At 65.4% G+C, this 12,344-nt stretch carries 14 protein-coding genes; 7 read left to right on the forward strand and 7 right to left on the reverse strand.

Annotated features, from left to right (window positions below; translation table 11 throughout):
- The 4 genes from AC1DX5_RS20710 to blaOXA form a co-directional block, all read right to left on the reverse strand.
- Nucleotides 1-188: helix-turn-helix domain-containing protein (locus AC1DX5_RS20710; RefSeq protein WP_478017200.1), on the reverse strand; the 188-nt coding region annotated here is incomplete at its 3' end.
- Nucleotides 189-342: 154 nt separating this feature from the next.
- Nucleotides 343-1,011 (reverse strand): hypothetical protein, encoded by a 669-nt coding sequence (locus AC1DX5_RS20715; RefSeq protein ID WP_478017201.1) that lies wholly within the window; start codon nucleotides 1,009-1,011, stop codon nucleotides 343-345.
- A 427-nt stretch (nucleotides 1,012-1,438) separates the two neighbouring features.
- On the reverse strand, nucleotides 1,439-2,902 hold the full coding sequence (locus AC1DX5_RS20720; RefSeq protein WP_478017202.1) for a hypothetical protein: 1,464 nt from the start codon (nucleotides 2,900-2,902) through the stop codon (nucleotides 1,439-1,441).
- 62 nt (nucleotides 2,903-2,964) lie between these two features.
- The gene (gene blaOXA / locus AC1DX5_RS20725) at nucleotides 2,965-3,804 is read right to left on the reverse strand and encodes a class D beta-lactamase (protein WP_478017203.1); all 840 of its coding nucleotides are present in this window, start codon (nucleotides 3,802-3,804) and stop codon (nucleotides 2,965-2,967) included.
- 106 nt (nucleotides 3,805-3,910) lie between these two features.
- Between blaOXA and AC1DX5_RS20730 the strand changes: the two genes are divergently transcribed.
- Nucleotides 3,911-4,777, forward strand: a complete 867-nt coding sequence (locus AC1DX5_RS20730) for a LysR substrate-binding domain-containing protein (RefSeq protein ID WP_478017204.1) — start codon at nucleotides 3,911-3,913, stop codon at nucleotides 4,775-4,777.
- Nucleotides 4,778-4,868: 91 nt separating this feature from the next.
- Here AC1DX5_RS20730 and AC1DX5_RS20735 read toward each other — a convergent pair whose 3' ends face one another.
- Nucleotides 4,869-5,975 carry a helix-turn-helix transcriptional regulator gene (locus AC1DX5_RS20735; protein WP_478017205.1) on the reverse strand — a complete coding sequence of 369 codons (1,107 nt, stop codon included), beginning with the start codon at nucleotides 5,973-5,975 and terminating at the stop codon, nucleotides 4,869-4,871.
- Nucleotides 5,976-6,184: 209 nt separating this feature from the next.
- On the opposite strand from AC1DX5_RS20735, the gene AC1DX5_RS20740 reads away from it, so the two are divergent.
- The 3 genes from AC1DX5_RS20740 to AC1DX5_RS20750 are packed head-to-tail and all read left to right on the forward strand — an operon-like array spanning nucleotide 6,185 to nucleotide 7,868.
- Nucleotides 6,185-6,532 carry a hypothetical protein gene (locus tag AC1DX5_RS20740; protein ID WP_465170518.1) on the forward strand — a complete coding sequence of 116 codons (348 nt, stop codon included), beginning with the start codon at nucleotides 6,185-6,187 and terminating at the stop codon, nucleotides 6,530-6,532.
- 49 nt (nucleotides 6,533-6,581) lie between these two features.
- On the forward strand, nucleotides 6,582-7,331 hold the full coding sequence (locus AC1DX5_RS20745) for an energy transducer TonB (protein WP_478017206.1): 750 nt from the start codon (nucleotides 6,582-6,584) through the stop codon (nucleotides 7,329-7,331).
- 39 nt (nucleotides 7,332-7,370) lie between these two features.
- Nucleotides 7,371-7,868 carry a hypothetical protein gene (locus tag AC1DX5_RS20750; protein WP_478017207.1) on the forward strand — a complete coding sequence of 166 codons (498 nt, stop codon included), beginning with the start codon at nucleotides 7,371-7,373 and terminating at the stop codon, nucleotides 7,866-7,868.
- A gap of 83 nt (nucleotides 7,869-7,951) precedes the next feature.
- On the opposite strand, the gene AC1DX5_RS20755 is transcribed toward AC1DX5_RS20750, so the two are convergent.
- Nucleotides 7,952-8,836: an alpha/beta fold hydrolase gene (locus tag AC1DX5_RS20755; protein WP_478017208.1), complete on the reverse strand. Its 885-nt coding sequence runs from the start codon at nucleotides 8,834-8,836 to the stop codon at nucleotides 7,952-7,954.
- Between the two features lie 122 nt (nucleotides 8,837-8,958).
- Nucleotides 8,959-9,411 carry an Rrf2 family transcriptional regulator gene (locus tag AC1DX5_RS20760; protein WP_478017209.1) on the reverse strand — a complete coding sequence of 151 codons (453 nt, stop codon included), beginning with the start codon at nucleotides 9,409-9,411 and terminating at the stop codon, nucleotides 8,959-8,961.
- Nucleotides 9,412-9,524: 113 nt separating this feature from the next.
- Between AC1DX5_RS20760 and AC1DX5_RS20765 the strand changes: the two genes are divergently transcribed.
- From AC1DX5_RS20765 to AC1DX5_RS20775, 3 genes are all read left to right on the forward strand, one after another.
- Complete coding sequence (locus tag AC1DX5_RS20765) at nucleotides 9,525-10,319, forward strand: class I SAM-dependent methyltransferase (RefSeq protein WP_478017210.1); 795 nt, start codon at nucleotides 9,525-9,527, stop codon at nucleotides 10,317-10,319.
- 78 nt (nucleotides 10,320-10,397) lie between these two features.
- A complete protein-coding gene (locus tag AC1DX5_RS20770) occupies nucleotides 10,398-11,297 on the forward strand; it encodes a diacylglycerol/lipid kinase family protein (RefSeq protein WP_465174723.1) in 900 nt (299 codons plus the stop codon).
- 193 nt (nucleotides 11,298-11,490) lie between these two features.
- Nucleotides 11,491-12,312, forward strand: coding sequence for a hypothetical protein (locus AC1DX5_RS20775; protein WP_478017211.1), 822 nt, complete (start codon nucleotides 11,491-11,493; stop codon nucleotides 12,310-12,312).
- The last annotated feature ends 32 nt before the right edge of the window (nucleotides 12,313-12,344 follow it).

The following is a 12,344-nucleotide window of genomic DNA, read 5'->3' on the forward strand; positions in this document are numbered from 1 at the left end:
GGGCGGCCGGGGCCATCGCGTAGCGCTTCTTCGCCACCATCGCGAACCGCATCACGCCAACGGTACAGGATCGTCCGCTTGATCCCCAACTCGCGCGATAGCGCCGTCCCGCTCTCGCCCGCCGCCATGCGAGCGACCACCTCCAGCTTGAACGCTCGGCCAAATCTTCGTCGAACAATCTTGGACATCAAACCCTCCTCCAAAAGGGCTGTCCCTAATTTTACTGTCTCAATCTAGGGGTGCACTCCACCCAATTAGTGCACTGTCACCGTTATTCCTGTCACCGTTATTCCGTTATTCGTCGTGCGGCTGTGGTAACCTCCAGCCTACCCCAACCGAACCTTACAACGGCTGCCGCTCACGCCATGACGGTTTAAGCGTCGTCACCATCCGGCGCATCGCCTCGTCCAGGCGCTCCCTGCAACGCGGCACTGGATAGGCGGCGCAATCGGCATTGCGGATCGCCGTCCAGCGACGGGTCACGCCCCTGCTGGTCAGAGTCTTGTCATCTACCCAATCGGCCATGCCCGGCGTCCGGTCGATCCAGTCGAACATCCCGGATATGGATCTGCCCAAGGGTCGCCCCGCGGTGGGGCGTGCCACGCCCGTCAGGATCTCGGCACGCTGCCGTGCCAGCCTGGTATATTCCCACATCACCAACACGCGTTTCGACAAGGCGTCATGGCCAAAGTCCAGCTCGCTGGGCGTCAGCCGGTACATGAAGACGCCGAACATGTCGGGGTGGAACGTCTTGAACAGGGCGTTCGCTCGGGAACGGGACACCAGTTTGTGATACGCGTCGATAGCCTCGGAATCGCATTGCTGGACCTCGGCCGGCCCCATGAAAGGCTCCCGGTGCCGGCAGGCGAGATTGCGCGCATCGATTCTACGGATCGCGCGCGCGGCCTGCCGGGTGCTCGGGGTTTTGGCGATCGCCGGCTTCGCCGCGGGAGAGGGTTTCGCCTCGATCGCGGCTGATGTCGCCAGCAAGGCTGCCATGATCAGCGCCATGGGTCTGAACTTCATTCTCCGGTCGAGCGACATATCGGCTATCTCGCAAGCAATGATCTTGTGGCGGGGACGCTCACCTTGCCACGGTCGTACATATAGCGCGTTACATCAATAGAGGAGTCACGCCACTCGTGTGGTAGTATATAAAATCAACGATCAGGAAATTTACTCAATAGCATACCGAGTGCGACGAATTTTACAAACTGACATGCGTACGATAAAATGAACATCGATGAGAATTCTAAAATGAGATAATTGTAGTCGATGATGTTAGTATCAGTAATATAAATTTCGTTATTATTGTTGTCTTGAAACAATAGAAAGGTTGCCAGGCAAGAAAGTGCCAATGATAAAGGGAGGGAGTAGAGTGCTGATCGCGACATTATTTTAAGCATGCTCCACTCCTGTATCTCGCCTTCTTAAGAAACTACGGAATCCGGATCGTTCCTGTTGATGGCAGAGTTGTCCGTCTGATCCATGATTTTTTCTTGTATATGGCTTTCACCCTCGCACCATAGTCCGATATCTTTTTAGCATCGGTGTTGTTATAAATCGTGGCGATTTTCGCGATGTCTGCGCCGGGCATCGCATTCAGAATTGCTTTGAGCAATTGCGTGCCGCCTTCGATGTTTGACCGGGCATCCCGAAGGCTGACATTCGAGCCCCAGGCGCTTCCCCAGTATGCGGTATTGACGTTCATTGGCCGGATGCTCTTGTTGGCATGAATCATGTCCAATGGGGCATCATACCAGCCATGCGTCGTTTCCATATAGACGATGGCACGGATCAAATCGGCATCGACTGAATATTTCCTCGACATCTCGACGATATATTTTTCGTTCCGGTCCACTTCCGAAAATTCCGGAATCTCACCGATTGGTGCGCGTGCGGAGGCTTTGGGGTTGTCGGCAATCGTGATGCGACCTGTTCTGCCGCCGCCAAGAAGGATATCCTTTCGCGTAATGGGCGTTGCCCGCTGGCGGGCGGCTCGGTCGATGGCAGCTTGGTCCTTGGTGAATGCTTCGAGACTCCGGTCGAGATCCGTCCCTTTCAACTCCCCGTGTCGGGAGCCGACAAGCGACACCCGCCGCTGTTGGAATCGGCGGGCTTTTCTCGCGGATTTGCGATTGGCCCTGGATCGCACTGGGGCGTTGCGGGTCGGTAGTGTTTCCAACCATTGTTCCATCTCGGCATAGCGTGCAAATTGGGCGTCAGTAAGCGACCCGATCTCAGCAATGCGCTGTGGATCGGCTGCGACGACGATGTCTGGTCCGGCCTCGTCGGTCAGCTCCGATACCGCCTGCGCCGTTGCATTCTGGCGCGATAAGCTGGAAGCCCTGGCGTTGGCAGGATTCTCCGCAGCTGCGTCATAACGCATCGCAGATACCGTTTCCGATGAGGACGCCACTTCGGGCGTCGCACCCAGCACCTTGTACCCGCCTTCCTTCCACCACCGGATCGCCTCGTCGGCGGTGTAGGTGAACGGCACCAGGCCCTCGGCGATCAGCGCATGGCCGAAATATTTGTCCACTTCCTCATAGGTAGCGGCGCGCGTGCCGCCGGTGACCTCGTCCAGGTCGTCCATCGTCCGCGAGAACAGCGCCATCGCCATATAGCCACCGTTCCGATGCCGCAGGCTGAGATGATCCGGCACCTTCCAGCTCGAGATCGGGCCGTCCCACGGCGAGTGCGGCGGCGGGGGCGGTCGTTCCGGGCGCGGGCGGGCGAGGTGCGCATTCTCCGCGATGAAGCGGTGCATCCATTGCTCGTTCGTTTCCTCCTCGGGCGCGGGCGGCGCCTCGGGCGGGATGGTTGCGGCCCCGTTGTCCGGCGCGCCGACGGGTTCGGGCATGCTGGCGGGAATATCGTCCTGGGGGTCGGTCGGGATCATGGGCGCCTCCTCGAAAGAGGGCGCATCTGCGCACCATCGCGGCCTCTTTTGAATCGATCCGCCTATCCCGCCAGCTGCCCGATCGTCGCGAGCAGCTCGGTGCGCGCGGTGAAGCCGCCGGGCTGGTCGGGCTGGGCCGTGGCCAGGAACTGGGCGAAGGTCACGCGCCGCTTGCCGCCCGGTCCGCCCTTGTCGGCCCAGCCGACGAACCAGCCGAGCTGGCGCGTCCGGTCCTCCCGTCCGGCGGCATCCCTGAAGCGGCCGCTGCCGGTCTTGCCATGTACCCGCCAGCCACCGCTGCCGTCGAACACCGGCAGGATCGCCCCGGTCAGCGCGCAGGCCCGCGGCGACAGCACTGTCCCCGCCAGCATCCGCCGCAGGAACGCGACCTGCTCGTCGGGCGAGATCGTCAGCGAGGAGCCGAGCCAGGCATGGGTCAGCCCGTTCGCCTTGCCGGGATCGCCGCTCACGTCGCGATTGCCATAGTTCAGCCGGTCGACATAGGATTTGAACCGCGCCGCGCCGAGCCGCTGCGTGATCTCGCGCGAATACCAGATGACGGAGTCCTTCTCCCAGCGCGTCGGGTCGGTGCGCGCCTTGTCGATGTCGCGCACAGCCTCATGGATGCGCGGGTCGTAATCCCAGGCGGGGGCATGCGCGTCCTTCAGGATGCCCGCGTCATAGCCCATCAAGGCCAAGGGAATCTTGAAGGTCGAGCAGGGCGAGAAGCGCGCGGCGCACTGGCCGGAACGGTGCAGGACGCGGCCCGTCGCCTGATCGAGCAGCAATGTCGCGCGCGGCGGCCGGGCGATGATCGCCTCCGCCGCCTTCGGCAATCCGGCGATGGCGGCGCCTGTCCCGAGGAGAAGATGGGTGGTGAAGGTCCGCCGGTCGATCGTCATGGTCGCACGCTCCTCAAGCTGATGCAGCGCAGGCTAGGGCGAGGTCCGGTGCGCGCGCAAAGGATCAAAGCTGGCGGGAGCCCCTAGATTATCTTATGGCGCGGCCATGGTCCGCCCGCATCTGCCGCTCAATGCCCTGCGCGCGTTCGAGGCCGCCGCGCGGCACCTGTCCTTCACCCGCGCCGCGATAGAGCTTTGCGTGACCCAGGCCGCGGTCAGCCACCAGGTAAAGGGGCTCGAGGGCCGGCTCGGGGTGCAGCTTTTCCGCCGCTTGCCGCGCGGCCTCGCGCTCACCGACGAGGGGCTGGCGCTGCTCCCCGCGCTCGCCGACAGCTTCGATCGCATCGCCGAACTGGTCGAGGGCATTGGCGGCGGCATGACGGTGCAGGTGCTGTCGGTCGCCGCGGTCGGCACCTTTGCGACCGGCTGGCTGCTGCCGCGCCTGCCCGGTTTTCGCGCCGCCCATCCGCGCATCGATCTGCGCCTGTTCACCAACAACAACCGTGTCGATATCGCCGGCGAGGGGCTGGATGTCGCGATCCGCTTCGGTGACGGCGCCTGGCACGGCACGGAGAGCCTGGCGCTGTTGGAAACGCCGCTGACGCCGCTCTGCGCGCCCGCCATCGCCCGCACGCTGTCGGCACCGCGCGACCTGCTCGCCGCCACCCTGTTGCGCTCCTATCGCCCCGACGAATGGCCGCGCTGGTTCGCCGCCGCCGGCGTCGCCGCGCCGCCGCTGCACGGGCCGGTCTTCGACAGCTCGGTGACGATGGCGGAGGCAGCGATGCAGGGCGCCGGCGTCGCGCTCGCCCCGCCCGCGATGCTCGCCCGCCAGATCGAACAGGGCATGTTGGTCCGCCCTTTTCCGCAGGAGGTGACGACCGGCCGCTACTGGCTCACCTGGCTCAAGTCGCGCGCGCCCAGCCCGGCGATGCTCGCCTTCCGCGACTGGCTGCTGGCGGAGGCGGGATAGCGGACAATCGAGACTGCTGTAAACGCCTCGCGGACGGCGATGTGCCACTCGCGTACCGCCATCGCCTTGATCTCGGCGGCGCGCCTGCCGTTTAGGACACGCGCGAGAGGGTCGCGACCAGTTCGGCCTGCCGCGAAACGCCGACCTTGGCAAAGACCGCTTTCAGATGCTGGCGGACGGTGTGTTCGCCGATCGCCAGATGATGTGCGATCAGCTCGATCGTCAAGCCTTCACCGATCATCGAGGCGATGTCCGCTTCGCGTCCGGTCAGCGCGAACAGCTCGATCAGGTCCTGCCGGCGGATACGGCGCGGCCGGTCGAGGTCGGTCAGCGTGACGAGCGTCGCCGGGCGGAAGATATCGAATAGATCGTCTCCAGGCGCGATCGGAAGCGCGCGCAGCACCAGCCCAAGTGGCGTGTGGGGGGCTGCGAGCCGCGCGGGCCTGGGCGGTTCCAGGCACCGTCTGGCCCCGCACGCTGCCGCGACGAACCGCTCGACCAGATGTCGGTGCTGCGGTTGAACAGCGGCCAGTCGACCGCGACGGACAGCGAGCACCCCCGCCGAGCGTAACAGCGTCTCGAATCCGGCAGAACATTCGATCACTTGCCCGTTGCGGTCCAGCAGCGCGAACGGCCGATCGGATTCGAGCGCGGCATAGGTGACCAGATCGCCGCTCAACCGGTTCGCCGAAAAGAGCCGGGCCATTGCGACGATATTGAGCATGTGCGGGGTGAGCAGCGCGAACAGCCTGCGATGCGCATCGGTGGAAGGACCGTGCGCTTTGGCATGGTTGACGGTCAGAAAACCGACCTGACCGTTGTCGCCCAGAATCTTGCTGCCAAGGAGGTGGTAATAGGGCGTCCGTTCGAGCCAGTCGAGAAACTCAGCCCGGTCCGGATCGTCTTCGAACAGCAGCCGGCTGTCGTCGGCGACCTCGCCGACCGCCATCGCCATGCCGCGCGCGACACGCGGGTTGATGTGGAAAATGCGGTCCTCGTACTCGCGGCGTATCGCGTCATCGAGGCCGCAGGTGTTCTTGATGACGACGGCACCCGTGGTGGTGTCGGTGAGTTCGAGCGCGCAACACGCCGCCCCCACCCCGGTTTGCAGCGCCACCATCGCCGGATCCCACCGCGCCGGGTCGAGTGCAGCTCCAGCGAACCGGCGCACGATATCGGCGACGTCTTCATCGCCCAAGCTCACGGCCTGATTCTGATCGGCACCGTCGATCGCCTCCCCCAAACAAGGGAAGCATACACCAGTCACGCGCCTTAGAAAGGCGCCACGAGCACGGCGTTTTACGGTCGCTGTCCTCCCTCCGGTCCTGATCGGAGACCGAAACCGTCCTACCGGAGCGATTATTTCTTACGATTCAACCTGATATCGAACAAGTTGGGGGAACATACATGAGCAAGAGTTTCTTTGTCCTTTGCGCTGGCTTCATCGGCCTTGCGACCGCGGTGCCGGTGGCGGCGGAACGCACGCCCCGGTGCGAACAGTTGTCGGCGACGATCAGCTCCCCGGCGCCAAGTGGGGGCGCGCTTGCGACGCTCGAACATACCGTCGCCGTGCTCCGCGCAACACTCGCGATGATCGACGAGCCGTGCGGTGCCCCCTATATCGTCAGCACTGACCAGGGCGCCATCGCCCAGGAACGCGCGCGCGTCTATGCGGCATGGCGGCAGGCACGTGCGAACTGCCTACAAATCACGTCCGGTACTCCGCGGAGCGACAGCCCGTGCAGCGACGAGTGACGTCGTATCCCCCTGTCGGAACAGCGCGGGTCATCGAAGGTGACGGGACATGATCGGGAATAAGCGACCGCGGCGGATCGAGCCGCTGCCTGTGGTGGCGATTCTTGCCGCCCTGTTGGCCACCGCGGCCACTCCCGCATGGGCAGTGGATCGAGCAAGCTGCCGCGCCGAAGTGCGCAACCTGACGGCGGCGATCCCGGACGGGCTGACGTCCTCATGGGCCGAAATTGTGCAGTCGCACTATGACGCAGTCAATGCGATCCACGATCGGGACGCGCTCGATGCGAGCTTGAGGCGGGTATGGGCGGAAAGCGACGCTTATGACCGCGACCCGGACCCCGATGGCGACGGGCTCGCGATCTCGCCGGCGGCGTTTTCTGCGGATTCGATCCTGCAGAACTGCCTGCACATCGCGCGGAAGGTCGAAATCGAGGCAGCCCTCGGGACAGAGGAGGTTGGCACCGCCGACACGCCCGACGTTTCCCGCGCCGTCGCCGATCGATCGTCCGGACCGACCAAGATCGATGCGTCCGAACCGTGGTTCGGCATTGACGATTTCCCCGCCGCCGCGATCGAAGAACAGCGGCAGGGTGTGGTGCGCTACGATCTGACGATCGATGCCGGCGGGTTGGTTGCCGACTGCCGCGCGAGCGGTCTGCCGGGAAGCCCGGATCTGGAGGCGGCGACCTGTGCGGCAGTGCGAAGCCGCGCGCGCTTCCACCCGGCGACCGACGAGGCGGGCAACCCCACGAACGGGCGAATTGCTGGCAGCGTCCGCTGGACGATTCCAGCCCTCTGAAGACGGTCACCAATTCTGTCGAAAAAGAAGGAGATCACGATGCGGTCCTTGCTGCGTACCTGCGCCATTGCATTGTTGCTGGCCCCCGCCGCTGCCCCGGCACGGCAATTCCCGGTAGATCCAGGGGTTCTCGCCGCTGAATATGACGAAGGCATGGAGGAATATGTCGCTGTCTTCGAGATCAGCGGATGCAAGATGATCGTGTCCCGGATCTACGACGACAATGTCGATCGTTTCCTTCAGTCGCAAGCAAGCTGGAGCGGCGGTTGCCGCAACGGGCTGGCGCAGGGGCCGGGTGTGCTGAAACTGTGCATCAAGGAGGGCAACGCCTATATGCATTGTCCGAAATTCGAACTGACCATGAAGAAGGGCGCGTTCGACGGCCGGGTCAATTATTACATGGACGAGAACACCAGCTCGCCCGCGACATGGTATTACAAGGACGGCTGTACCAACCAGTCCGAAGACCCCGAGGTCGATCTGGAGGCGTGCGACATGCGCATCTACCGGAGCTTCCAGGCCCGCTTCGGCGGGTAGGTCCGCGTCATCCCGCTGAGAGCGTCGTCGGCCCTTGCGGGCCGCCGCCCGATCGCTCGCCCCGCTGCTGACGGGGTAGCAGCCTAACCCCGCACATGCTCCAGGATCAGCCCGGCGATGCGGTCCAGCTGCGAGGGCGGCAGGTCGTGCGCCATCTCCTCGATCACTTCCAGCCGGGCGCCCGGCACGCGGCGCGCGATATCCTCGCCATTGGCGAGCGGCACCAGCGGATCGGCCGCGCCGTGAATGACGAGGGTGGGCGCGCTGATCGCGGACAGGCGCGCCGCGCGGCTGCCATCGGCGATCACCGCGAGCAGATGCCGCTGCCCGCCGCGCGGATGATAGGCGCGGTCGAACGCCCGGCCCGCCATGGTGCTGAACGCGTCGGGCGCCCGCGCGGGATCAGGAAAGGAGATCAGCGCCAGGGTTTTGGCGCCCATCGCGATCGCCTGCTCGCGCGTCGGGTTCGGGTCGCGCCGGGCGATCATCCGGCGGCGCAGCGCAGGGGTCGGCCCCGGCAGGCCGGGCGCGCCGCTCGATGACATGATCGCGGTCAGGCTGAGCACGCGCGCCGGATGGGAAGCGGCCAGGATCTGCGCGATCATGCCGCCCATCGACACGCCGACGACATGCGCCGCCGGGATCTCCAGCGCGTCGAGCAGGGCGACCGCGTCCGCCGCCATGTCGGCCAACGCATAGCCATGGCGGAACGGCAGACCGATCCGCCGCGCGGCAAAGGCGAGCAGGGGGTTGGTGACGGGCGCGTCGTGCAGATGCGTCGACAGGCCGATATCGCGATTGTCGTACAGGATCACCCGATGCCCCGCCGCCGTCAGCGCCGCGACGAAAGGATCGGGCCAGGCGATCATCTGCGTGCCCAGCCCCATGATCAGCAGGATCGGCGGGCCGGCCGGATCGCCCCTTTCCTCATAATGGATCTGGACGCCATTGGCGGGGATGGTCGGCATGCAGGCCCTTTCGGCGGTGGCGGCCGGGAGCCTAGCAGGGATTTGCGGGCGACCGAAAGCGGGCGCTGGCCGATCGCCGGCCCTGGCCGGATGGGAACGCAACCGGTCGACCCGGCCTTGATTCAATCCCGGATTCCGCCCGGCTCGGGAGTCGCCCCGCATCGCGCATCGAACGCTGCCGCCAGCTCGGCCAGGCTCACCGCGCCCAGCCGCGCCAGCAGCAGCGCCTCCGCCTCGCGCAGCGCATCGTCGATCGCGACGTTCACCACCTGCGCCACCGCGCAGTCGGGATTGTCGCTCTCGTTGCCGATCGCGAACAGGGTCGGGCCGCCCACCGCGCGGTGGATGTCGAGCAGCGACACCTTGGCCAGGTCGCACGCGATCGACCAGCCGCCGCCATGCCCCTTTTCCGACCGGACATAACCCGCCTCGCGCAGGCCGGCCATCGTCCGCCGCACCACCACCGGATTGGTGCCGAGCATCCGCGCGATCGTCGCGGATGTGGCGGGCCGATCGTGCCGCGCCATGTGGAGCAGCACGTGCAGCATGCGCGAAAGCCGGCTGTCCGTCCTCATGGCGCCTGTGTCGCGATTGTCGGCCGCGCTGGCAAGGCGATCATGACTCGACACATTAAAAGTTACATGAGATAGAGTCTCATCGCCGGCGTCGTCCGGCCAACAACGGAGCCATGATGAGCCTGAACCTGAACGATGCGCGTTTCTGGGACGCGCTGTCCGATTATCAGAAGCTGGCTCACGCCTTCACCTCGACCTATGCCGAGGCGGCATGGCGGGCGGCGGCGTTGCGCAAAGGCGCGACGGTGCTCGACATCGCGTGCGGCGCGGGCGCGCTGGCGCTGGTCGCCGCGCGCGACGGGGCGCAGGTGCTGGCGACCGATTTCTCGCCCGGCATGGTCGCCGCCGTCCTGTCGCACGGCCTGCCCGATGTCGACGCGCTGGTGATGGACGGCCAGGCGCTCGACCTGCCGGACGCGTGCTTCGACGCCGCCTTCTCGATCTTCGGCATCATGCTGTTCCCCGACTGGCGCCGGGGCCTGGCCGAAATGGCGCGGGTGGTGCGCCCCGGCGGGCTCGGCTGCGTGGCGAGCTGGAAGCACGGGTCGGGCGCGGCGTCGAACCTGTTGCTGGCGGACCGCGTCGCTTCGCTCTTCCCCGACATCGCCCAGCCGGCGCCGGTCGAGGGCATGAACCATTTCCGCGACCCGGTCCGCTTCGAGGCGGCGCTGTCCGCCGCCGGCTTCACCGAGGTGCGCATCGTCGAGACGAGCAGCGACTATCCGGTCGACGCGGCCGCGCTCGACGATCCGGCGCGGCTGTTCCAGTTCAGCCCGGTCTGGCCGCTGCTGGACGCGGCACAGCGCGCGGCCGTGCTGGCCTCGATCCGGACCAGCGTCGAGCAGGCCGGCGGCGTCCTGCCGGTCCCGTCCGCTGCCCTGATCGCAATCGGGCGGCGAAAGACCTGATACGAACTGCCCGCCCGAACCGCATGCCGGTCGTGAAAGCCTGGCCCCGAAGTCGGTCGACGCTCGTTCAGTCCTCACATGACCGGACCGACCCCAGCCAGCCCGCCCCCGATCCGCAGCGCCGCGATGATCGTCAATGCCCGGTCGCGAAAGGGCAAGGCGCTGTTCGACCGCGCCTGCGCGCGCTGCGACGATCTTCCCTTTCCGGTCGACGCCCATGCCGTGGAAGATCCGTCGACGCTCGAGCATGTCATCGAGCGAGCGCTCGCGAAGAAGCCCGACCTGCTGATCCTGGGCGGCGGCGACGGCACGATCAGCGGGCTGGTCGATCATATCGTCGGCACGCAGATCGTGCTCGCGGTCCTGCCGCTCGGCACCGCGAACAGCTTCGCCCGCACGCTCGGCATCCCGATGGATGTGGACGGGGCCCTCGACGTGATCGCGGGCGGGAAGCGGCGGCGGATCGATCTCGGCATGATCGACAGCGATTATTTCGCCAATGGCGCCGCGATCGGCATCGCGCCGCGCATCGCTCAGTCGGTACCGCATGCGCTGAAGAAATATCTCGGCCGCGCCGGCTATCTCGGCTGGGCCGCGTGGGAATTCCTGCGCTTCCGCCCCTTCACCCTGATCGTCGGCGAAGGCGAAGCGGCGGAACGGCTCGCGGTGGTCGAGGTGCGCATCTCGAACGGCCCCTATCATGGCGGCACGGAGGTGAACGAACAGGCCGAGGTGGATAATGGCAAGATCGTCGTCCAGGCCGTGACCGGCCATGCCAAGCGCCGCCTGATCAAGAACTGGGCGGCGAGCATCCTGCGGCTCGATGCCCGGCATGAGACGGTGCGGCATTTCTCCGGCACCGAGCTCCGCATCGCGACCGAGCCGCCCATGGCGATCTCGATCGATGGCGAAGTGCTGGCCAGGACACCGGTGAACGCGCGGGTCGCGGCGGGGGTGATCGAGGTGCTGGTGCCGTGAGTCGGGCCGGGACATCGACCGCCGCGGCCATCGTGATCGCGGCTGGAAATCGCCCGTGACCCGTCACCGCCGGCTTGCGGAACATTGAGGGAACGTTGTACGCTGATCTCCTGAGCGCACGAGGATGGCGGCAATGGATAAAAGGCATCGGCGTGGAACCAGGTGGTTCGGGTTTGCGCGTCCCACGGATTGGATGGCGATTGCATGCCTCCTTGCGCTCGTGTCGACAAACCCCGCCCAGGCACGGGAGCGGCGGCAGACGACCGAGCAGCTAAGGACGATGACGCTTCAGGAGGCAAACCGGATGGTGCGGCGGGACATGCTGTCCATTCTGGAGCCGGCTGAAAGGATCGTCCCGATCAATCGTCGACAAATCCGCGATGTCGACCTGACCACCCGGTCGGTCGGCACCGAATTCGAGGGCATCTGTCGCCGTGATCTGGTCAGGCTGAAATATGCTCCCGAAAAGGAGGGCGAACCCTATGAGAAAGCACAGCTTCGGCCATATGCCATCGAGGCATGGCGGACCTTCCACATCGTCCGCCTGCCAAAGATCGAGCGCGACGCCAAAGTCGGGAGCACAACGCTGATCTGGCAACAGGCGTGCTCCGATGTCGATAAAAAGTGGCGTGAGCGCGAGGATGCGGATCCCGACGACGCATGGGACCGGGCAGTGTGGTTCCCGGCGCCCGACGCGTTCCATGCGGTGCAGGCCGGCTTCGCGCTCGACATGGCACTTGCGGCGGTCAAGGCTGGCACGCTCAAGGCCCAGCCTTGCGAGCATGTCGTTTCGTCGGAGGTTCAAAGCTGCGAGGCGGCCATTCTCAAGGCTGGCAGCGTGTTTGACATGGGTGGCGTCACCTCGTGCCCGGGCGGGACGGGCGTGATCTGTTATAAGATTGACTTCCTCCGCTCCGGGACTGAGCTGACGATCATCGCTCGCGGTGACGATGAGAGGCTGCAGCCTTCCGACATCCTCTCGATCTCCGTCGCAGGTTTCGTGACGCTCGGTTAAGGGAGAAGCTTGCTTAAATGACTACAGGGTTG

This window comes from Sphingomonas sp. P2_B6, assembly GCF_056404755.1.